This is a genomic window from Streptomyces sp. SudanB5_2050 (assembly GCF_964272335.1).
GTDB classification, from domain to species: Bacteria; Actinomycetota; Actinomycetes; order Streptomycetales; family Streptomycetaceae; genus Streptomyces; species Streptomyces rochei.
In genome coordinates, this window is the sequence record NZ_OZ186760.1 from 5,620,102 (window position 1) to 5,641,930 (window position 21,829).

A 21,829-nucleotide genomic window follows, 5' to 3' on the forward strand; every position below is an offset into this window, starting at 1 on the left:
TGCGTAGGGAGTTGAAATCATGGCCCCGAGCGCCATGAGCCGCAGCAACGACTGGACGAAATCCCTTTCCGACGCCCAGCCGGTCCCGTACTGGCTGGACGACCCCGGCCGCCCCCGCCCGCAGCCCGCCCTCACCGGACCGGAGACCTGCGATCTGCTGGTCGTCGGCGGCGGCTACAGCGGACTGTGGACCGCGCTGATCGCCAAGGAGCGCGACCCGGGGCGGGACGTGGTGCTGCTGGAGGGCCGCGAGGTGGGCTGGGCCGCCTCCGGCCGCAACGGCGGATTCTGCGCCGCCTCCCTCACCCACGGCCTCTCCAACGGCCTCACCCGCTGGCCCGGCGAGATCCACAAGCTGGAGGAGCTGGGCGCCCGCAACCTCGACGCCATCGAGGAGGCGGTCGTCCGCCACCGTCTGGACTGCGAGTTCGAGCGCAGCGGCGAGATCGACGTGGCGACCGAGGAGTACCAGGCCCGGGAGCTGAAGGAGTGGCACGAGGAGATCGGCGCCAAGGGGCTCGCCGACGGTGTCGAGTACCTGGACGCCGAGGCGGTACGGGAACAGGTCGACTCCCCGACCTTCCGCGCCGGTCTGTGGGACCGCCGGGGCGTGGCCATGGTCAACCCCGCCAAGCTCGCCTGGGGCCTCAAGCGCGCCTGCCTCGACCTCGGCGTCCGCGTCTACGAGCACACCCCGGCCCTCACCCTGCGGCCCTACGGCGCCGGCATGGCCGTGCGCACCCCGTACGGAGGCGTCCGGGCCCGAGGGGTCGCGCTCGGCACCAACGTCTTCCCGAACCTGGTCAAGCGGGTCCGCCCGTACACCGTCCCGGTCTACGACTACGCCCTGATGACCGAGCCGCTCACCGCCGGGCAACTGGCCTCGGTCGGCTGGAAGAACCGGCAGGGCCTCGGCGACAGCGCCAACCAGTTCCACTACTTCCGCCTCTCCGCCGACAACCGCGTCCTGTGGGGCGGCTACGACGCCGTCTATCCCTACGGCGGCCGGGTGCGCGCCGAGTACGACGACCGACCCGAGACCTACGCCAAGCTCGCGGGGCACTTCTTCACCTGCTTCCCGCAGTTGGAGGGCGTCCGCTTCACCCACGCCTGGGGCGGCGCGATCGACACCTGCTCCCGCTTCTCGGCGTTCTTCGGCACCGCCCACCAGGGGAAGGTGGCGTACGCGGCCGGGTACACCGGCCTCGGGGTGGGCGCCACCCGCTTCGGCGCCGAGGTGATGCTGGACCTGCTGGCGGGGGAGCGCACCGAGCGCACGGAGCTGGAGATGGTCCGCAGGAAGCCGCTGCCGTTCCCGCCCGAGCCCTTCGCCTGGACCGGCATCGCGCTGACCAAGTGGTCGCTGGCCCGCGCGGACGCGCACGGGGGGCGGCGCAACCTGTGGCTGCGCACCATGGACAGGCTGGGGCTGGGCTTCGACAGCTAGCGGCCGCCGCCCGGGGTGACCCGGCTCACTCCAACGAGTTGCCCCGACCCGCGTAATGCGGACGGGAGACCTCCCTCTCCCTCGTGACGCACCCCGCGTCGACGAGTGAAAGGGAGGTCTCCACATGCCTGGTGCGAAGACGGCGGTCGCGTGGCTGGCATCCGTCGCACCGGATCCCGAGTCCTGCCGGCGGGAGTGGGAGCGCAACCCCCTGGGGGTCGCGCTGCTGCCCGCCGGCAAGGCCTGGGACGTGCTCATCCTGCCGAGCAGGCTCGGCTATCCCACCCTGGACGTGCTCTCCCGCGTGCTGGACCGACCGGGCCCGGTGCTCGTCGACTTCGGCGACGCGCGCACGGGCTTCTTCGTGCCGGCCGGCACGGCGGCCCGCTGGCTGGGCACGGGGGTCCGGACGGCGGGACTCGGCACCTGGATCGTGGTGCCGCACCCGGGAGGTCCGTCGTCGGGCGGCATCCGCTGGCTGGTCCCGCCCGACGGGGCCGGCACCCTCACCGATCCGGCCCTCCTCGAACTGGCCATGCACGAGGCGGCGGCGGCTCTCGCGGTGGAGGACGGCGGGGGGTGAGACGCGCGAGGGGTTGACAACAGAATTGGTCTGGACCAAGTTGGGCGCGCTCCACCCTCCCCATCTCCCCCATGTCCGGAGGCACTTGTGGAACGCTCCAGACGGCTCGCGCGTCGCCCCCTCGTCACGCTGCTCACCGCCGCGGCGCTCGCCGCGTCCGGCATGACCGCGCTCTCGTCGGCCGCCCGTGCGGCCGACGCGGACCTCGCCGCGAACGGCGGCTTCGAATCCGGCCTCGACGGCTGGACCTGCACGGCGGGCAAGGCGGTGACCTCGCCCGTCCGCAGCGGCACCGGGGCCCTGGAGGCCACCCCGGCCGGCGCCGACAACGCCCGCTGCTCCCAGACAGTGGCGGTGAAACCTGACTCGCAGTACACGCTGACCGGCCATGTGCGCGGCACCTACGTCTACCTCGGTGCGAGCGGCACCGGCACCACCGACGTCTCCACCTGGGCCCAGTCCGCCCCGGACTGGCAGCGGCTGTCGACCACCTTCCGCACCGGCCCCTCCACCACCCGGGTCACGATCTACACGCACGGCTGGTACGGCACCGGCGCCTACCACGCCGACGACGTCTCGCTCACCGGCCCCGGCGGCGAGACCGGTCAGCCACCGGCGCCCCCGGCCGGTCTGACGGCGGGCTCCGCCACCTCCTCCAGCGTCGCCCTGTCCTGGTCACCGGTCCCGGGCGCGACCGGCTACGCCGTCTACCGCGACGGCGCCAAGGTCCGCACGGTCACCGGCACCTCCACCACCGTCACCGGCCTGGCCCCCTCGACGGCGTACGCCTTCCAGGTCACGGCCCTCAACGACGCCGGGGAGTCCGCCCGCTCGGCCACGGTCACCGCGACCACCGCCGAGCAGCCGGACGGCGGCGGCTCCGACCTCCCGGCCCACGCGCTCGTCGGCTATCTGCACGCGAGCTTCGCCAACGGCTCCGGATACACGCGCCTCGCCGACGTCCCCGACAGCTGGGACGTCATCGACCTGGCCTTCGGCGAGCCCACCTCGGTCACCTCCGGCGACATCCGCTTCGAGCGCTGCCCCGTCACCGAATGCCCGAACGTGGAGTCCGACGCCGAGTTCAAGGCGGCGATCAAGGCCAAGCAGGCGGCCGGCAAGAAGGTGCTGATCTCCATCGGCGGCCAGAACGGCCAGGTGCAACTCACCACCACCGCCGCCCGCGACACGTTCGTCTCGTCCGTCTCGAAGATCATCGACGAGTACGGCCTCGACGGCCTCGACATCGACTTCGAGGGCCACTCGCTGTCCCTGAACGCCGACGACACCGACTTCAGGAACCCGAAGACCCCGGTGATCGTCAACCTCATCTCGGCCCTGAAGACCCTGAAGGCGAAGTACGGCGACGACTTCGTGCTGACGATGGCCCCGGAGACCTTCTTCGTCCAGCTCGGCTACCAGTACTACGGCACCGGCAAGTGGGGCGGCCAGGACCCGAGGGCGGGGGCCTACCTGCCCGTGATCCACGCCCTGCGCGACGACCTGACCCTGCTGCACGTCCAGGACTACAACTCGGGCCCGATCATGGGGCTGGACAACCAGTACCACTCCATGGGCGGCGCCGACTTCCACATCGCCATGACGGACATGCTGCTCACCGGTTTCCCGGTCGCCGGCGACGCGACCAGGGTCTTCCCGCCGCTGCGCCCGGACCAGGTCGCGATCGGCATGCCCGCCTCCACCAACGCGGGCAACGGCCACGTCCCCCCGGCCGAGGTGAACAAGGCCCTGAACTGCCTGACCGAGAAGACCGACTGCGGCTCGTACACGACCCACGGCACCTGGCCCGCCCTGCGCGGCCTGATGACCTGGTCGATCAACTGGGACCGCTACTCGAACTGGGAGTTCCAGAAGAACTTCGACGCGTACTTCGGGTGACCGCCGGCGCGGTGCGGCCGGCCGCCGACGCGACCCCGGCCAGCAGCACCGCGCCCAGACACCAGCTCGCCACCACGTCCAGCGGCCAGTGGTAGCCGCGCCGCACCAGCCCGTAGGACGCGCCGAGGACGAGGAGGACGCACAGGAGGACCAGCCCGCGGCGGACGGCCGGCGAGCGCAGCAGCGGCAGGAGCAGCAGCGTCGCCGCGCCGTAGGCGACCACGGCGGTCGCGGTGTGGCCCGAGGGGTAGTAGCCGACGGCCGGCGGCACCGCCGGGGTGCCGGGGCGGTCGGTCCACGCCTTCAGCGGGGCGACCAGCGCCGGCACCAGGGCCATCGCCGCGGCCCCGGCCAGCGGCGGCAGCCACCAGCGGTCCGCGCCGTGGGCGCGCCCGTGCCACGCGACGTACACCAGGGCCAGGGCCAGGACGGGCACGGCCACCGGCACGTTGCCGAGGTCGGACAGCACCTCGGAGAGCCTGTCGGGGTGGACGAGCGCCCCGCTCGCCCGCTCGTCCACGCCGACCAGCGGACCGTCGGCGAGGACCTGCCAGGTGATCAGCGCGAACAGGAGGACGGGCAGTGCCAGGAGGGCGGGCAGCGCACGAGGCGGGGAGACCGGCATGACGCCCAGCTTCGCAGGCCCGCCGGAGGGTAGCCTCACCGCCCGTGAGGATCACACGAACGGCGCGGGAGCGTGAGCGGCAGCGGACCTTCGCCCGACTCGAACGCCTGTACAGGGAAGGTCGTTACGAGGAGGTCGAGGCCGGTGCCCAGGCGCTCGCGGCCACCTCGTGGCGCGACCGGCTCCGGCCCGTCGCGCGGTGGGAGCGGCAGGCGAGGACCCTGGCACCGGGGTGGCCGTCGCGCACGGGCGCGGGGACGAGGTGCTGGCCGAACTGGAGACCCTGATCGCCCAGCTGGAGCCGGTCGACGCCGACACGCACGTACTGCAGCTCGTCGTCCGGGCCAACCGCACGGTGGTCCTGATCGGTCAGGAACGGCACGAGGAGGCGGAGGCCGAGTCCCTGGACATACTGCGGGCCGTGCCCCGGCTCGCCCACCTCACCCCGCTGCTGCGGCTCGAACTGCGGGTCCTCGGCAACCTGGGCCGGGCCCTGTGCGGGCAGGCCCGCCACGAGGAGGCGGAGGAGATCGCCCGCGGGAACCTGCCCCGCGCGGACGAGCGCTCCGCCGTCCCCTTGTACGCCGTGCTCATGCGCGCGCTGAACGGACAGGGCAGGTACGAGGAGACACTGGCCGTGGCGCGGCGGTTCGCCCCGCCCCCGCAGCGCGCGGACAGCGGACTGGTGGACCTGTTCACCGGTGCGGCCCAGCTCGGCCTGGGGCGGCTCGGCGAGGCGGAGGCGGCGGCCCGCCGGGCGCTGACCGACTGCGAGCGGCAGCTGCATCCGGCCCACCCCCGCACCCGCGAGGTGCGCGACCTGCTGGCCCGCGTCACCGGGGAGCACCCCTTCGGCTGAGGCGGCCGGACGCACCGAAGGGCCGGCACAAGGGGGGGAGTGTGCCGGCCCTTCGGGGAACCGCCGTCCCGGATGCCGGGGCGGCCGTCTGACCGGAACGCCGCGCGCCCCGGGGGGTTTGGGGCGGGCGACCGTCCGATCGGTGAGGAGACCCGGAACCCACGGGTTCCGGTTGTGTGCGCGAGGCACGACCAGGTCGAAGCTGGGGAGGCTCCGGCCTGAGAGCCGCCCACAGTCCCCTGTGGGCGGGGTGTATCTCTCATCTGCGTAGAACCTACGACAGGGGGTGGGCCGAGGACAGGGTCATCGGCGTCCTGCCATCCACCCCGCACACGTTCTTCACACGCTCTGCGGGTCGCCGCGCCAGGCGTGCGAAACGCAGCTCAGATGCGCGTTCGGCCCCTCGCGCACCTGCTCGCGCGGGGGCCGTCCGCGGGTGCGCGCTCAGACGCGGGCGAACGCCTGCTCGATGATGTCGAGGCCCTCGTTCAGCAGGTCCTCGCCGATCACCAGCGGGGGCAGGAAGCGCAGCACGTTGCCGTAGGTGCCACAGGTCAGGACCAGCAGACCCTCGGCGTGGCAGGCCTTGGCGAGGGCGGCGGTCGCCTCCGGGTTCGGCTCCTTGGTGGCGCGGTCCTTGACCAGCTCGATGGCGATCATCGCGCCGCGGCCCCGGACGTCGCCGATGGCGTCGAACTTCTCGGCCATGGCGGTGAGGCGGGACTTCATGATCGCCTCGATGTTCTTCGCCTTGGCGTTGAGGTCCAGCTCCTTCATCGTCTCGATGGCGCCGAGCGCGCCGGCGCAGGCCACCGGGTTGCCGCCGTAGGTGCCGCCGAGGCCGCCCGCGTGCGCGGCGTCCATGATCTCGGCGCGGCCGGTGACGGCGGCGAGCGGCAGACCGCCCGCGATGCCCTTCGCCGTGGTGATCAGGTCCGGGACGATGCCCTCGTCCTCGCAGGCGAACCACTGGCCGGTACGGCAGAAGCCGGACTGGATCTCGTCGGCGACGAAGACGATGCCGTTGTCCTTGGCGAACTCGCTGATCGCGGGCAGGAAGCCCTTGGCCGGCTCGATGAAGCCGCCCTCGCCGAGCACCGGCTCGATGATGATCGCGGCCACGTTCTCGGCGCCGACCTGCTTGGTGATCTGCTCGATCGCCTGGGCGGCGGCCTCCGGACCGGCGTTCTCCGCGCCGGTCGGCCAGCGGTAGCCGTAGGCGACCGGCACGCGGTACACCTCGGGGGCGAAGGGACCGAAGCCGTGCTTGTACGGCATGTTCTTCGCGGTCAGCGCCATGGTGAGGTTGGTGCGGCCGTGGTAGCCGTGGTCGAACACCACGACGGCCTGCCGCTTGGTGTACGCACGCGCGATCTTGACGGCGTTCTCGACCGCCTCGGCGCCGCTGTTGAACAGCGCCGACTTCTTGGCGTGGTCGCCCGGGGTCAGCTCGGCCAGCGCCTCGGCGACGGCGACGTACCCCTCGTAGGGCGTGACCATGAAACAGGTGTGGGTGAAGTCCGCGAGCTGCGCGGACGCCTTGCGCACCACGGCCTCCGCGGAGGCGCCGACGGAGGTCACGGCGATGCCGGAACCGAAGTCGATCAGGCGGTTGCCGTCGACGTCCTCGATGACGCCGCCGCCGGCGCGCGTGACGAAGACCGGCAGTGTGGAGCCCACACCCTGCGCCACCACGGCCGTGCGGCGGGCCTGCAGCTCCTGCGACTTCGGGCCGGGGATGGCGGTGACGACGCGGCGCTCCTGCTCAAGTGCGGTCATGAGGGCTCCTGGGTCTTGCGCGATCTGTGGGATCTGACGGACGCTTGGCTTCTTTTCTCGCAGGCTAGGACCGGGACGGGGGAGCGGGCATGCTCCATGTGGGCGTTGTCCGCGGTGTCCGTTGTCCGTGGTGGACAGGTGGTGGATACGGCGGCCTGTGGACACGTCGGCGCGGGCCCGGCCGCGTAAGCGGTGAACTCCCCCTGCAGGGGCGTTAGATTGGCTCGCTGATGGTGGACGGAGCGGCTGGTCAGGGGGCACGGGCGATGGACAGCGACGGGATGCGGGACGCGCGGGGTACGCATGCGAATCCTGTGCCGCGCCCGGCGGGGCCACCCGAGGTGCCGGCGGCGCCCTCGACGCCACCGCGTCCCGCGGCGCCCCCGGGCGCGCCGCCCCTGCCGGACGGTTCCGCGTTCGTGGCCTGGCTGCGCACCGCCCGCCCCGAGGCGCTGCCCGGCGTCTGGCGGTTCGGGCACCGGCCCCGGCCGGACGAGGAACCGGAACGGATCCCGGGCCGGCAGCTGCTCAGCGGCGCGCTGATCGCCTTCCTGGTGGGCTGGCTGATCTGGTCGCTGCTGTGGAACGGCTACCTGGGCGGCTGGTGGGTCGTACCGCTCGAACTCTTCACCCCTGACTCCTGGCGCGAGAACAACGACCGGGTCGGGAACGCGATCCTCTGGTACAGCTACTACACGGTGATCGCCCTCGCCATCATGCTCGGCGTCGCCCGGCTCGGCCGGTGGGCCGAGGTCTGGCGGCGCTACGGCCCGCCCGCCTGGCGCACCACCGCCCGGGACACCCAGGCCCCGCCGCCCGCCCCGGAGGAGGACCCCGTCACCTGGCCCGCCCTGCGCGCCGCCGGCGCCCACGACGCCGCCGAGCGGCTCACGGCGGAAGCGCGCCAGGGACTGATGCGGGACGTCGACCACGCCCGTATCACCCGTGCCTGGCAGGGCGTGCGCAGCGGACGCCACAGCCTCGCCACCTTCACCGACGCGGTGCTCACCCACGGGTCGGGCGCCTGCCCGCACCCCTCCGGCGCCCGCGACCTGCCCGTCCGGCAGGCCCGGCACGACCTGGTCACCGGGCAGGTCCGCATCGGCACCGCCGCCGACGACGCCCGCAACCCCTACGCCTACCGAGGCGCCGGCCTCGCCCTCGGGCCCGACCTGCTGGGCACCTCCCTGCTGGCCGTCGGGCCGGCCGGCTCGGGCAAGACCGGCAGCCTGGTGCGGCCGCTCACCGAGTCGCTGTGCCTGCACGCGCTCGCCGGGCGCGCCGCGGTCGTCGTGGTCGGCGCCGCGGGCGCGGACCTCGGCCCGGCCGACGCCTACGACGTCGTCGTACGGATCGGCAACCCGGACTCCGTGTACGACCTCGACCTGTACGGCGGCACCACCGACCCGGACGAGGCCGCCGTCGTCCTCGCCGAGGCCCTGGTCGGCGACCTCGCCGACCCGCACACCGGCGGCGACACCCGCCGCTCCGCCACCGTCCTCTCCCAGCTCCTCGGCCCCTTCCACGCGGTGCACGGACGCTTCCCGGGCATCCCGGAACTGCGGCAGCTGCTCGACGGCAGCCCCGGACCACTGGCCGAACTGCGTCAGAAGCTGCGGTCGGCCGGACAGGACTCGCTGCTGCGCGAGCTGGACGCCCGCGAGCGGCAGCTGGGCCGGCCCGGGGACGTGGGCGGCGTACTGGCGGACCGGGTGGCACTGCTGGACCGGCCCGCCTTCGCCCCGTTCTTCGACACCTCGGGCCGGACCCGCCCCTTCTCGCTCAAGGCCCTCGACCACCCCGTCCGGGTCCGCATCGACCTGCCGGAACGCGGCCACGCCGACGCCTCCCGGATGCTGGCCCGGCTCGTCCTCGCCCAGTTCACGGCGAGTGTCCCGGTGCGCGAGGACCGGTCGCTCTTCGCCTGCCTGGTGCTCGACGACGCGAGCGGCGTGGTGACGCCGGAGGCGGTGCGGGGCGTGCAGCGGCTGCGTTCCGCGGGCGCCGGTGTCGTCCTGACGCTGCGCACCCTGGACGACGTGCCCCGCCCCCTGCGCGGCCCGCTGCTCGGGGCCATCGGCTGCCGGATGGCGCTGTCCGGGCTCACCCCCTGGGACGGGCAGGACTTCGCCGAGGTCTGGGGCAAGGAGTGGACCGAGGCCCGGGACGTCACCGACCGGCAGATCATCGCCGAGACCCCGGCGGGCAAGGCCGTCCACATGCTCCGCCGGGTGATCACCGGGAAGGCGCCCACCGCGCGCGCCGTCACCGTGCGGCAGGTCGAGCGGGAGCGCTGGTCGGCGTCCGAGCTGGCGCACGCGGTGCCGGCGGGCCACGCCGTGCTGTCGCTGACCAGCGTCAAGGGGGAGCACGCACCGCCGCTCCTGGTGGATCTGCGCGGGTGACCGGCCCGGGACGGGCGCCGGGGGACCGTACAGTGAGGCAGAATCGACACAGGTCGTTCATACGCGACGGCCAAAAGATCACAGACGTCTCACCGCACGCCCACCCCGCCCCGCCCACCGCACCGACGCAGACCCGAAGGTCCAGGCACTCATGCCCCCCACGCTCGCCTCGCTCGTCCACCACTCCGCGCTCAAGCTGACCGTGCGCGCGGGCGAGGACCGCCTCGACGTGCCGGTGCGCTGGGCGCACGTCAGCGAGCTGGCCGACCCCGTGCCCTACATGGAGGGCGGGGAGCTGCTGCTGATCACCGCGCTCAAGCTGGACGCCGGGGACCCCGAGGCGATGCACCGGTACGTGAAGCGGCTGGCCGGCGCCGGGGTGGTGGGGCTCGGCTTCGCCGTCGGCGTCAACTACGACGAGATCCCCGAGGCGCTGGTCGAGGCGGCCCGCAAGGAGGGGCTGCCGCTGCTGGAGGTGCCCCGCCGCACCCCCTTCCTCGCCATCAGCAAGGCCGTCTCCGCCGCGATCGCCGCCGACCAGTACCGGGCGGTCACGGCGGGCTTCGCGGCCCAGCGGGAGCTGACCAGGAAGGCGCTCACCGACGGCCCGGAGGGGCTGCTCGCCGCGCTCGCCGCGCAGGTCGACGGCTGGGCGGCGCTGTACGACGCCTCGGGCGCCGTGGTCGCCGCGGCCCCGGAGTGGGCCGGCCGCCGGGCCGCACGCCTCACGGCGGACGTGCAGCGCCTGAGGGAGCGCCCGGCCCCCGCCTCCTCCGTCGTCGGCGGTGGCGAACACCCGGACCACCCCGAGAACACCGACCGCGTCGAACTCCACTCCCTCGGCACCTCCCGCCGGCCCCGCTCCGCGCTCGCGGTCGGCACCGCCGCCGCCCCCGGCACCGCCGAGCGGTACGCCGTCCACTCGGCGATCGCCCTGCTGACCCTCACCACCGAGCGGTCCCGCTCCCTGCACGAGGCCGGGCAGCGCATCGACGCCGCCGTACTGCGCATGCTGCTGGCCGGCGAACCGGACCACGCCCGCACGGTGGCCGGGGACCTCTACGGGGGCCTGCTGGACGCGCCCTTCCGGATCATCGTCGCCGAGTCGGCCTCGGCGTCCGCCGCGCGGGCCCACGCCGGTCCGCACGCGCGGGTGCCCGCCCCCGCCGCGAAGCCCTCCGCCGCCGCGCTGGCCGCCGCCGACACCGACGGCGACCCGCTGGGCGCGCTCGCCGAGGTCGTGGAGTCCGCGGCGGCCCGCTCCGGCGAGGCGGTGCTGGTCGTCCCCGAGGGCGAGCGGCTGGTGGTGCTGGCCACGGACGGGGGCACGGCCGTCGCCGCCTGCGCCGAGTACGCGACGGCGCTGGAGACCGCCCGCCCGGCACCCGAACCGATGCCGAACGGGGACGTCGACGGCCTGGTCGTCGGTCTGTCCGCGCCGTCCGGGCCGATCGCCGCGTCCGCCGCCTACAAACAGGCCGAACAGGCCCTGTCGGTGGCCCGCCGGCGCGGACGCGTCTGCGTGGAACACGAACACCTGGCGGCCGGCTCGGTCCTCCCGCTCCTCGCCGACGACGCCGTACGCGCCTTCGCCGACGGCCTGCTGCGCGCCCTGCGCGACCACGACGCGACCGGCCGCGGCGACCTCGTGGCCTCCCTGCGCGCCTGGCTCTCCCGCCACGGCCAGTGGGACGCGGCCGCCGCCGACCTCGGCGTCCACCGCCACACCCTGCGCTACCGCATGCGGAGGGTCGAGGAGATCCTCGGCCGCTCCCTGGACGACCCGGACGTACGGATGGAGCTGTGGCTCGCCCTGAAGGCGACATCGCCCGAGTGAGCCCGTCCGGCGTTCGACCCCCACCGGCCACGAGCCACGCGCCACCTCCGCCCACCCCACGTTCGCCACACCGTCGAACAAGCGGCCCGCACCACTACATGCCGGACAAACACCCGGCACCGTCCCCCGCCCTACCGTGGACCCGCAGGACACGCACCCCGTACACACCCCCAACGCGGAAGGGCCGGGACTCCACAATGACTTCCACCCACGCCTTCTGGCTCGCCGGCCGCCAGGCCACCGGCGACGCCGCCTTCGACGTCACGTCCCCCTGGGACGGCAGCCACGTGGGCTCCGTGAGCCTGCCGACCGACGCCCAGGTCGAGGAGGCCGTGGCCGCCGCGTACGCCGTACGGGACGAGTTCGCCGCCACCCCCGCCCACGTCCGCGCCGCCGCCCTGGACCACGTCAGCCGCCGGCTGGCCGAGCGCACCGAGGAGATCGCCCGCCTGATCTCGGCCGAGAACGGCAAGCCGATCAAGTGGGCCCGCGGCGAGGTCGGCCGCGCCGTGTCGGTCTTCCGCTTCGCGGCCGAGGAGGCCCGCCGCTTCAACGGCGGCGAGGCCCAGCGCCTGGACACCGACGCCGGCGGCCAGGGCCGCCTCGCCCTCACCCGCCGCTTCCCCAAGGGCGTCGTCCTCGGCATCGCGCCGTTCAACTTCCCGCTCAACCTGTGCGCCCACAAGGTCGCCCCCGCGATCGCCGCCGGCGCGCCGATCATCCTCAAGCCGGCTCCCGCCACGCCCCTTTCCGGCCTGATCCTCGGCGAACTGCTCGCCGAGACCGAGCTGCCCGCCGGCTCCTGGAGCATCCTGCCGGTGCCCAACGACAAGATGCCCGCCCTGGTCCAGGACGAGCGCCTGCCGGTCATCTCCTTCACCGGTTCCGAGACCGTCGGCTACGCGATCATGGACTCGGTGCCGCGCAAGCACTGCACCCTGGAGCTGGGCGGGAACGGCGCGGCCGTCGTCCTCGCCGACTGGGCGAGCGACGAGGACCTGGACCGGGCCGCGCAGCGCATCGCGACCTTCTCCAACTACCAGGGCGGCCAGTCCTGCATCTCCGTGCAGCGGGTGATCGCCGACGCCGCCGTCTACGACCGGCTGCTGCCGCGCATCGTCGCCGCCGTCGAGGCCCAGGTCACCGGCGACCCGAACGACGACGCCACCGACGTCGGCCCGCTGGTCAGCGAGGCCGCCGCCGAGCGCGTGGAGTCCTGGGTCGACGAGGCCGTCGCCGCGGGCGCCACCCTCCACACCGGCGGCAAGCGCGACGGTGCCTCCTACGCGCCGACCGTCCTCACCGACCTCCCGGCCGGCACCACGCTGGCCTGCGAGGAGGTCTTCGGCCCGGTCCTCAGCGTGCAGAAGGTGAACGGCGAGGCCGAGGCGTTCGCGGCCGTCAACGACTCCAAGTACGGCCTCCAGGCGGGCGTGTTCACCCACGACCTGGAGACCGCCTTCCGCGCCCACCGCGCCCTCGAGGTCGGCGGCGTCGTCATCGGGGACGTCCCCTCCTACCGTGCCGACCAGATGCCGTACGGCGGCGCCAAGCAGTCCGGCGTGGGCCGCGAGGGCGTCAAGTACGCGATGGACGACTACACCTACGAGCGGGTGCTGGTCCTGACGGGCCTCGCCCTCTGACCCACCCCGAGAAGGCCGACGGCCCGAGCCCACTGTGCGGGGGCTCGGGCCGTCGGCGTACCCGGCGGCGCCGGCGCGGTTCCTATGCGCCCACCAGTGCGCCCACGAGCCGGTTCATGGCCGGCCGCGGGTCGGGGCCGTCCGGGTGGCCGGTCATCAGCAGATGGTGTGCGGTGCCGACGACGGCGAGGGCCACCGTGTCCGGGTCGACGGTGGCCGGCAGCCGGCCGAGGGCCCGCTCGGCCTCCAGATAGCCGGCTATCGCCTCCTGGACGGCGGAGAATCCGGGGCCGCCGTCCCGCATGGCCTCGCGGACCCGTGCGGTGGCCGCCGGACGCGTCAGGGCCAGACCCGACAGGGCCGGGCCGCCCCGCTCGAAGAGCGAGAGGGCGACGGCCTCCAGATTTCCCGACACCGTGCCCTGCCCGGCGAGCCGCGCCATGGCCCGGGCCCGGGCCGCGGTCCGGGCGAACCGGTCGAGGCACAGCTCGGCCACGAACTCGTCGAGTCCCGCGAAGTGCGCGTGCAGCAGCCCCTTGGCGCAGCCCGCCTCCGTGGTGACGGACCGGCTGGTGAGCGCGCCCGGCCCGTCCCGCTCCACGATCCGCTCGGCGGCCGCGAAGAGCCGCTCGCGCACGTCCGGCGTCGCCACTCCACGGGGTGACATGGGCCTCGCTCCCTCTCGGCGTCCCGCGCCATCTGCGGCGCGACCGCCCCCGATCGTAAGGGGATTGCCAGTCTGGGCGCACGCCCATACTGTTTGGGCGCACGCCCATTCCTCGTTCCGCAAACGGGAGGCACCCGTGTCACAGATCGTCAACACCGAGCAGGCGCACGCGTGGAACGGTCCGGAAGGCGTCCACTGGGCCCGCCGTCAGGACCGCTGGAACGCCGTGAACGAGGGCTTCAACGAGCCGCTGCTCGACGCCGCCGCACTCACCGGGAGCCACCGGACCCTCGACCTGGGCTGCGGTGCCGGGCAGACCACGCGCCTCGCCGCCCGCCGGGCGCCGCACGGCAGCGCCACGGGGCTCGATCTGTCCGGCCCCATGCTGGCCGAGGCGCGGTCCCGGGCGGCGAGCGAGGGGCTCACCAACGTCACCTTCACGCAGGGCGACGCGCAGGCGCACCCCTTCGCGCCGGGAGCCTTCGACGCGGCGATCAGCCGCTACGGGATCATGTTCTTCAGCGACCCCGAAGCGGCCTTCCGCAACATCGGCCGGGCGCTGCGCCCCGGCGGGCGGCTGGCGTTCGTCTGCCCGGCCGAACCCGCGCGCAACGACTGGGTCACCGCCCTGACGGCACTGCGCGCCATCGTCCCGCTCGGAGACTTCGACGCCCCCGGCCGGCCCGGCATGTTCTCCCTGGCCTCCCCCGACCGCGTCCGGGACGTCCTCACCGCCGCGGGATTCCGGGGGGTGACCGCCGACCGGGTCGAGGCGTACGGGGCATGGGGGCGGGGAGCCGACGACGCGGCCGGGTTCCTGCTGGACACCGGACCCGGCCGGCACGTCCTGTCCCAGGTCGACGAGGCCGCGGCGATCCACGCCCGCCGTGCGCTCACCGACCGTCTGCGCGGCCACGAGGCGGCCGACGGCACGGTCCGGCTGCGCAGCACGTCATGGCTGGTGACGGCCGACCGCCCGGTCGCCGCACCGTAGGGGTGCTCCCAGGGGCCCGCCCGCGCGGGCGCGGAGTCCGGGGCCCGGCACCGATGCGCACCGGTGCCGGGCCCCTTCCCCGTGCCGGCCTGCTCCGGACCCTCAACCGGAGAAGCCGACGTGCGCGAGCCGCAGTGTGCCGCGCAGCCTGATGCGGAGATCGCGCACGCCCTCGGCGGCGGCCAGGGGAGCGCCGATCTCCACGTAGTCGTACGGACCCGGCGTCGGAGCGTCGGTGGCCAGTGCCGCCGCCGGGGCGCCGTCGAGGGCGATCTCCGCGCTGCCCTCGCCCGCCACCGTCAGCGTCACCCCCGTGACGCCCGGGCCGAAGTCGCAGGCGCGGTAGAGCAGTTCGCCCGTGGCGCCCGCCACCGGCGTCACCGCGTCGCCCGCCGTCCTCGTCCGGTCGACGATCTCCGTGCCGCTCTGCTCGTCGAAGTCGGCCGCGGCGAGACCGCGTTCGCGCACCGGTCGGGGAGCGGGCGGCTCCCCGTCGAGCGTCACGGTCGCCGACAGCCGCACGTCCTCGCTGGAGGCGCCGACCAGCAGCGCGTACGGACCGGGCTCCAGCCGCCACCGGCCGTGCGCCACGTCCCAGAACGCCAGCGCGGACAGCGGGACCTCGAAGACCACCTCCGCCGTGGCCCCCGGGGCGAGGGTGAGCCGGCGATGGGCCAGCAGCTCCCGGCGGGGACGCGGGACCGAGGGCTCCTCGGCGCGGCCGTAGAGCTGGGCCACCTCGTCCGCGGTCACGTCCCCGGTGTTGGTGACGGTGAAGGAGACGCGCACCGAGCCGTCCCCGACCCGGGCGGAGAGGTCCGCGTACCCGAAGGACGCGTACGACAGGCCGTGCCCGAACGGGAACAGCGGCGTCCCCTCGAAGTACAGGTAGGTCTGGCGGCCGCCGATCACGTCGTAGTCGAGCAGGTCCGGCAGGTCGCCGTCGTCGGCGTACCAGGTCTGCGGGAGCCGCCCGGCGGGGGAGACGTCACCGGCCAGGACCCGCGCCAGCGCGGTGCCGGCCGCCTGGCCGCCGTGCGCGGTCCACAGCACCGCCGAGAACGCGTCGGCGTCCACCGCGTACGGGTAGGCCGACACCAGCGCCAGCACCGTGCGCCCGCCCGCGGCGCGGGCCGCGCGCAGCAGCCGTTCCTGGTGGGCGGGGAGCCGCAGCGTCGTACGGTCCTCGGTCTCCCGGCCGTTGATGTGCGGGTCGTTGCCCGCCACCACCACGACCACGTCCGCCCCGGCCGCCACCCGCGCCACCGCGTCCTCGCCGCGCTCGGTGACGACCGGCTCGAAGATCTCGGCATCCGCGTCGTCCGCGGCAACCTTCACGCCGTCGGCGGCGACTCGGACGGGGCGACCCGTTCCCAAGTGCCTCAGGAGGTGGCCGTTCCCGTGGGGTTCCAGCCGGAAGGTCTCCTGCACGATCCAGCCGCCGGGCTGGTCGGCGGAGGCGCGCACGAAGCCGTCCTCGGCGACGGACAGGTACCGGCCGTCCGGTGCGCGCAGGGTGAGGACGCCCTCGCCCCAGTCGGCCAGCGCGAGTTCGGTGCCGTCGGCGCCGGCGGTCAGGGGCGGCAGGTCGGTGCGGCCGGCGAGCAGCGCCGGGTCGAGCGCCCCCTCGGCGGCCCGGGCGCCGGAGGCGGAGCCGTCCGACGGCGGCACGTGCAGGAACCGGCCGTCGCCGGTCCGCAGCCGGACCCGGTCCACGCCTTCCGCGAAGCTCACGCGTGCGGCGCCGAACCGCTCGTACAGGCCCTCCAGCGGTGTGGACCGGTGGATGAGCGTGCCGCTGTACCAGTCGAGCTTGCACTCGTCGGCGAGCAGGCCGACGACCGCGATCCGGGCGTCGGGGGCCAGCGGCAGCACTCCGTCGTTCCCGAGCAGGACCACCGCCTGCTCGGCCGCCTCGCGCGCCAGCTCCCGGTGTTCGGGCGTGTCGAAGTCGGCGGTGCCCGCGTACGGGGCCGGATCCGGGTCGAACTCGCCGAGCCGGAAGCGGACCGACAGCTGCCGGCGCACCGCGGTGTCGACGTCGGTCTCGGTCAGCAGCCCCCGCTCCAGGGCGCCCCGGACCCGCGCGACGATCTTCGTCGAGTCCGTGCCGTGGTCGGTGAAGCTGTCGACCCCGGCCCGCAGCGCCGCGGCCGTCGCCTCCTCGTGGGTGTCGAAGTAGTGCTCCGAGTCGACCAGGTTGGAGGGCGCGCCGGCGTCCGAGCAGACCAGCAGGTCCTCCCGCGTCCAGGCGCGCAGGTGTTCCGCGAGGTACGGGGAGACGTGGTTGGGGCGGCCGTTGACCAGGTTGTAGGCCGGCATCACCCCGGCCACCGCGCCCGCCTCGACCGTCTCGCGGAAGGCCCGCAGGTCGTACTCGTGCAGGACCCGCGGACGGACGGACGACGACGAGGTGTCCCGGTCGGCCTCGTTGTTGTGCGCGAGCCAGTGCTTGAGGACGGGCGCGGTGCGCCAGTACACCGGGTGGTCACCGCGCAGGCCGCGGGTGTAGGCGGTCGCGATGGCCGAGGTGAGCCTAGGGTCCTCGGAGTAGCCCTCCTCGTTCCGGCCCCACAGGGGGTGGCGCAGCAGGTTGACGGTGGGGGACCACACGTTGAGTCCGACGCGCTCGTCACGGGTGCGCATCGCCCGCGCCTCCTTGGAGACCGCCTCGCCGACACGGCGCACCAGGTCCTCGTTCCAGGTCGCGCCGAGCCCCACGGCCTGCGGGAACACGGTCGCCGGGCCCATCCAGGCCACCCCGTGCAGTGCCTCCTGACCGGTGCGGAACGCGGCGACGCCGAGCCGCTCGACGGCCGGCGCGAACTGGTGCAGGAACGCCGTCTTCTCGTCGAGGGTGAGCCGCGACAGCAGGTCGTCGACGCGCTTTTCGAGCGGCAGCCGCGGATCGCGGAAAGGCGGCGTGGGCGGCGTGGGTGCGGTCACGTGAGGTTCCCCTTGGGATGGAGCGACATGCGCTTTCGAAGCGCTTCGATGCTCAGTCGGGCCAAGGGTGGGTGTCAAGCGGTAGGCACGCACCAACTCCTGTTGCACCTCGCGGGGCAAGGCCCCCAGGAGTGTCGCCGACCGCCGTAGAGCCCGGACGCATCGGAGGAATTCTGGAAGCGACCCTTGTGTGCCCTCAGGCGTTCACCTAACCTCGCACCAACATCGAAGCGCTTCGACTCTGGAAGCGGTGAACCGAGGACGCGTCAGAGGTCCATCCGGAACCGCGCATTCCTTCGACGACCGCTTCAGCTCAGCCAGTTCCAGTGAAGACACCGCAGCCGACGGCCACCGCCGGGTGTCCTGGTGCGCCATGAAGGGTTGACGCAATGACGCCGAACGCCGCCTCCGGTCCCAGCCGGAGAAACTTCCTCGCCTCCACCGCGGCCGTCACCGCAGCGGTGGCGGGAGGGGTGCCGCTGCTCTCCGCCTGCGGCGGGGGATCGGACGGCGGCTCGCGCGACGGCACCACGTCGGGCAAGGACGCCAAGGAGCTGCTGCCGGCGTACGTGGCCGGCAACGTGGTCACCCCCGACATCCCCAGCAAGAACGGCTCCGCCGTCGGCTTCACGAGCAAGCTCGACCTCGCGGACCTGAAGACCTCGGTGCCGAAGAAGCTCGGCAAGGGCGGCAAGGTCACCGTCATGTCGCCGTTCTGGGGCTCCCCGCCCAAGGACGGCAACGCCTACTACAAGGCGATGAACGACCTCATCGGCGTCGACGTGGTCTGGCAGAACCAGGACGGCAACACCTACGACCAGAAGCTCGGCGCGGTCCTCGCCTCCAGCGAGGTGCCCGACGTGGTGGTCGTGCCCGGCTGGAACATGACCGGCAAGATCCCCAGCGCCATCATCGGCAAGTTCGCCGACCTCGGCCCCTACCTGTCCGGCGACGCGGTCAAGGAGTACCCCAACCTCGCGGCGATCCCCACCGACGCCTGGCAGCGTTCCATCTTCGGCGGCAAGCTGCGCGGTCTGCCGATGCCCGCCTCGTACGTCACCGGCATCGTGCCGCTGTACCGGCAGGACGTCTTCGAGAAGGAGGGCTACGAAGTCCCGCGCTCCTGCGACGAGTTCATGACGTTCGCCAAGGAGGCCACCAACGCGAAGGCCAAGCGCTGGGCCTGCCTGGACATGAAGTGGACCGCCTTCAACGCCTTCGGTGTGCTCTCCGGCAACGAGAAGTCGCTCGGCTGGAACGAGGTCGACGGCAAGCTGGTCCACCGCATCGAGACCGAGGAGTACCTCGAGGCCCTGGAGTGGACGCGCAAGCTGTTCGCCGCCGGTGTCGTGCACCCCGACGCCAGACTCGGCAAGTCCAACGCCGCCGACCCCGGGCCGAAGTTCGCCGCCGGCGAGTTCCTCGTCTACAACCAGGACTTCTCCCAGTGGTGGAGCCGCACCGCCGAACAGGCCGTCCAGAACCCCGAGTTCAAGATCTGGGGCATGGACATCTGGGGACACGACGGCGGCGCCCCCACGCTGTGGGCGCAGAACCCGGCCGGCATCTTCGCCTTCGTCAACAAGGACGCCTCGGAGTCCGTGATCCGCGACGTGCTGGCCGTCGCCAACGTCACCGCGGCGCCGTACGGGACCAAGGAGTACATGGCCACCAACTACGGCGTCGAGGGCACCCACTACACCGTCGAGGACGGCGTGCCCACCAAGACCGAGCAGGGCAACATCGACGTGATGAACGCCTACGTGATGATCGCGAGCCCGGCTCCGACCATCGCCCACCCGGACTTCCCCGAGGTCGCCAGGGGGCAGGTGGAGTGGCAGCAGCGGATGGGCGCCCACACCAAGAAGTCCACCTTCTACGGCATGCAGATCGTCGAGCCCGCCCGCTGGACCAACCTCTCCAACGACTTCGAGCAGTTGGAGGACGACGTCGTCCGCGGCCGCAAGAAGATCGGCGACATGCAGCAGGCCGTCTCCGACTGGCGGAGCAAGGGCGGCGACAAGCTGCGCGACTGGTACAAGAAGCTGCTCGACGAGAACGGCACGGCGGCGGGCTGACCGGTACCGAGGCGAGGAGAACGGCCGTGTCGAACAGCACGGTGCCTCGGACCAGCGCCGAGGCCGAGACGAAGAAGACCCCGGTGGCGTCCGGCGACGCCACCGGCCCCCGGAAGGGCGGGCCGAGCACGGGGAAGCCCAGCCTGCGACTGAGGTTCCGGCGCGACCGCGCACTGCTGCTGATGACGCTGCCGGCCGTCCTGCTGGTACTGCTCTTCAACTACGTACCGATCCTCGGCAACGTCGTCGCCTTCCAGGAGTACGACCCCTACCTCAGCGACAACGGGGTCGTCTCCATCCTGCACAGCCCCTGGGTGGGGCTGGAGAACTTCCAGCGGATCTTCGAGGACTCCGCCTTCTGGAACTCGGTGCGGAACACGCTGGTGCTCTTCGTGCTCCAGCTCGTCCTGTACTTCCCCGTCCCCATCTTGCTCGCGCTGCTCATCAACAGCGTGGTCCGGCCCCGGGTCCGGGCCATCGCGCAGGCCGTCCTCTACCTGCCGCACTTCTTCTCCTGGGTGCTGGTGATCGCCGTCTTCCAGCAGCTCCTCGGCGGCGCGGGACTCCTCTCCCAGCTGCTGCGCGACCACGGGTACGACGGGCTCAGCCTCATGACCGACCCGGACACCTTCAAGTTCCTGGTCACCGCGCAGAGCGTGTGGAAGGACGCCGGCTGGGGGATCATCGTCTTCCTCGCCGCGCTCGCCTCGGTCAGCCCCGACCTGTACGAGGCCGCCGCGATGGACGGCGCCAACCGCTGGCGCCGCATATGGCACGTCACCCTGCCCGCGCTGCGCCCGGTGATCGCCCTGCTGCTGGTGCTGCGCGTCGGCGACGCCCTGACGGTCGGCTTCGAGCAGATCCTGCTGCAACGCGACGCCGTCGGACCAGGGGCCGCCGAAGTCCTGGACACCTTCGTGTGGTGGAACGGCGTGCGCAACCAGGACTTCGGCTACGCCGCCGCCGCGGGGCTGGTGAAGGGCGTGATCAGTCTCGGCCTGGTCCTGATAGCGAACAAGGTGGCCCACCTCATGGGCGAGCAGGGGGTGTACAAGAAGTGACCGCCGTACGCGAAACGACCGCCGCCCGGCAAGCGCCCGCCGCGACCGGGGGCCCCGCGCGCCGGCCGAGCCGGTGGGCGGCCCCGCCCCGCCCGGTGTGGGAGGAGAAGCCCAGCCGGGCCGGACTCGCCGGCAAGGGACTGGTCCTGCTCCTGGCCTGCCTGGGCATCCTGTTCCCGCTGTGGATCGTCGTCGTCACCAGCCTCTCCTCCCGCAAGGCCATCGACGAGGCCGGCGGCCTGGTGATGGTCCCGACGGACATCACCTTCGTCGCCTACCAGGAACTGCTCAGCGGCGGCCAGGTCACCCGGGCCGCGCTCGTCAGCATCGGCGTCACCCTGGTCGGCACCCTGTTCTCGATGGCGGTGTCGGTGCTGTGCGCCTACGGGCTGTCCCGCAGCGGCTCACTGGGCCACCGCTGGATCCTCATGGTGCTGCTGGCCACCATGTTCTTCAGCGCCGGCCTCATCCCCACCTACCTGCTGGTCCAGTCCCTGGGCCTGACCGACAGCTACCTCGCGCTGATCCTGCCCAGCGCGATCAGCGTCTTCAACATCCTGGTGCTGCGCGGCTTCTTCATGGGCATCTCCCAGGAACTGATCGACAGCGCCCGCATCGACGGAGCCGGGGACGTGCGCATCCTGTGGCGGATCGTCCTGCCGCTGTCCCGCGCGGTCGTCGCGGTGATCACCCTGTTCTACGCCGTCGGCTACTGGAGCGCCTGGTTCAACGCCTCCCTGTACCTGAACGACCAGGACATGCTGCCGCTGCAGAACGTGATGATCCAGCTCGTCCAGAAGCAGGAGGCGCCGGTCGGTCTCGGCCAGGCGATCAAGACCGGGGAACTGTCCGGCCTGGCCGTGCAGATGGCCGTCATGGTCATGGCCCTGCTGCCCGTCGCCGTCCTGTCGCCCTTCGTCCAGCGCCACTTCAAGAAGGGGATGCTGACCGGTGCGGTGAAGGGGTGACGCCCGCGCGGCCGGGGCGCACGGTGCCCCCGCGCCCT

At 73.1% G+C, this 21,829-nt stretch carries 15 protein-coding genes; 11 read left to right on the forward strand and 4 right to left on the reverse strand.

Annotated elements, in window-relative coordinates; all coding sequences use genetic code 11:
* Positions 1-19 precede the first annotated feature (19 nt).
* The 3 genes from ACFZP7_RS25195 to ACFZP7_RS25205 all read left to right on the forward strand — a co-directional run bounded on the left by ACFZP7_RS25195 (position 20) and on the right by ACFZP7_RS25205 (position 3,929).
* Positions 20-1,447 (forward strand): FAD-binding oxidoreductase, encoded by a 1,428-nt coding sequence (locus ACFZP7_RS25195; RefSeq protein WP_086876965.1) that lies wholly within the window; start codon positions 20-22, stop codon positions 1,445-1,447.
* A gap of 124 nt (positions 1,448-1,571) precedes the next feature.
* Positions 1,572-2,030 carry a hypothetical protein gene (locus ACFZP7_RS25200; protein WP_019328908.1) on the forward strand — a complete coding sequence of 153 codons (459 nt, stop codon included), beginning with the start codon at positions 1,572-1,574 and terminating at the stop codon, positions 2,028-2,030.
* Positions 2,031-2,117: 87 nt separating this feature from the next.
* Positions 2,118-3,929, forward strand: a complete 1,812-nt coding sequence (locus ACFZP7_RS25205) for a chitinase (RefSeq protein ID WP_385635848.1) — start codon at positions 2,118-2,120, stop codon at positions 3,927-3,929.
* Here ACFZP7_RS25205 and ACFZP7_RS25210 read toward each other — a convergent pair.
* Positions 3,868-4,554, reverse strand: coding sequence for a phosphatase PAP2 family protein (locus ACFZP7_RS25210; RefSeq protein WP_385635851.1), 687 nt, complete (start codon positions 4,552-4,554; stop codon positions 3,868-3,870). The two genes, ACFZP7_RS25205 and ACFZP7_RS25210, sit on opposite strands and share 62 nt — an antisense overlap.
* Before the next feature lie 232 nt (positions 4,555-4,786).
* On the opposite strand from ACFZP7_RS25210, the gene ACFZP7_RS25215 reads away from it, so the two are divergent.
* The gene (locus tag ACFZP7_RS25215; protein WP_385635854.1) at positions 4,787-5,413 is read left to right on the forward strand and encodes a hypothetical protein; all 627 of its coding nucleotides are present in this window, start codon (positions 4,787-4,789) and stop codon (positions 5,411-5,413) included.
* Positions 5,414-5,857: 444 nt separating this feature from the next.
* Here the strand turns inward: ACFZP7_RS25215 and gabT are convergent, their stop codons facing one another.
* The gene (gabT, locus tag ACFZP7_RS25220) at positions 5,858-7,192 is read right to left on the reverse strand and encodes a 4-aminobutyrate--2-oxoglutarate transaminase (RefSeq protein WP_109202832.1); all 1,335 of its coding nucleotides are present in this window, start codon (positions 7,190-7,192) and stop codon (positions 5,858-5,860) included.
* Positions 7,193-7,458: 266 nt separating this feature from the next.
* Here gabT and ACFZP7_RS25225 point away from each other — a divergent pair, with 266 nt between their 5' ends.
* The 3 genes from ACFZP7_RS25225 to ACFZP7_RS25235 all read left to right on the forward strand — a co-directional run bounded on the left by ACFZP7_RS25225 (position 7,459) and on the right by ACFZP7_RS25235 (position 13,077).
* Positions 7,459-9,597 (forward strand): ATP-binding protein, encoded by a 2,139-nt coding sequence (locus tag ACFZP7_RS25225; protein ID WP_385635857.1) that lies wholly within the window; start codon positions 7,459-7,461, stop codon positions 9,595-9,597.
* A gap of 151 nt (positions 9,598-9,748) precedes the next feature.
* Positions 9,749-11,434, forward strand: coding sequence for a PucR family transcriptional regulator (locus tag ACFZP7_RS25230; protein WP_385635860.1), 1,686 nt, complete (start codon positions 9,749-9,751; stop codon positions 11,432-11,434).
* 197 nt (positions 11,435-11,631) lie between these two features.
* Positions 11,632-13,077 carry an aldehyde dehydrogenase family protein gene (locus tag ACFZP7_RS25235; protein ID WP_031019257.1) on the forward strand — a complete coding sequence of 482 codons (1,446 nt, stop codon included), beginning with the start codon at positions 11,632-11,634 and terminating at the stop codon, positions 13,075-13,077.
* An 82-nt stretch (positions 13,078-13,159) separates the two neighbouring features.
* On the opposite strand, the gene ACFZP7_RS25240 is transcribed toward ACFZP7_RS25235, so the two are convergent.
* The gene (locus ACFZP7_RS25240) at positions 13,160-13,744 is read right to left on the reverse strand and encodes a TetR/AcrR family transcriptional regulator (protein ID WP_031019259.1); all 585 of its coding nucleotides are present in this window, start codon (positions 13,742-13,744) and stop codon (positions 13,160-13,162) included.
* 136 nt (positions 13,745-13,880) lie between these two features.
* On the opposite strand from ACFZP7_RS25240, the gene ACFZP7_RS25245 reads away from it, so the two are divergent.
* Complete coding sequence (locus tag ACFZP7_RS25245; protein WP_385635862.1) at positions 13,881-14,738, forward strand: class I SAM-dependent methyltransferase; 858 nt, start codon at positions 13,881-13,883, stop codon at positions 14,736-14,738.
* Positions 14,739-14,840: 102 nt separating this feature from the next.
* On the opposite strand, the gene ACFZP7_RS25250 is transcribed toward ACFZP7_RS25245, so the two are convergent.
* Positions 14,841-17,684: a glycoside hydrolase family 3 C-terminal domain-containing protein gene (locus ACFZP7_RS25250; protein ID WP_385635865.1), complete on the reverse strand. Its 2,844-nt coding sequence runs from the start codon at positions 17,682-17,684 to the stop codon at positions 14,841-14,843.
* Between the two features lie 389 nt (positions 17,685-18,073).
* Here ACFZP7_RS25250 and ACFZP7_RS25255 point away from each other — a divergent pair, with 389 nt between their 5' ends.
* From ACFZP7_RS25255 to ACFZP7_RS25265, 3 genes are read left to right on the forward strand one after another with little or no spacing between them, the layout of a single operon-like run.
* Entirely contained in the window at positions 18,074-19,762 is a 1,689-nt protein-coding gene (locus tag ACFZP7_RS25255) for an extracellular solute-binding protein (RefSeq protein WP_385635867.1), read from the forward strand.
* A 26-nt stretch (positions 19,763-19,788) separates the two neighbouring features.
* Entirely contained in the window at positions 19,789-20,823 is a 1,035-nt protein-coding gene (locus ACFZP7_RS25260; protein ID WP_385635870.1) for an ABC transporter permease, read from the forward strand.
* The gene (locus ACFZP7_RS25265; RefSeq protein WP_385635872.1) at positions 20,820-21,791 is read left to right on the forward strand and encodes a carbohydrate ABC transporter permease; all 972 of its coding nucleotides are present in this window, start codon (positions 20,820-20,822) and stop codon (positions 21,789-21,791) included. Before ACFZP7_RS25260 ends, ACFZP7_RS25265 begins: the two co-directional genes overlap by 4 nt.
* Positions 21,792-21,829 lie beyond the last annotated feature (38 nt).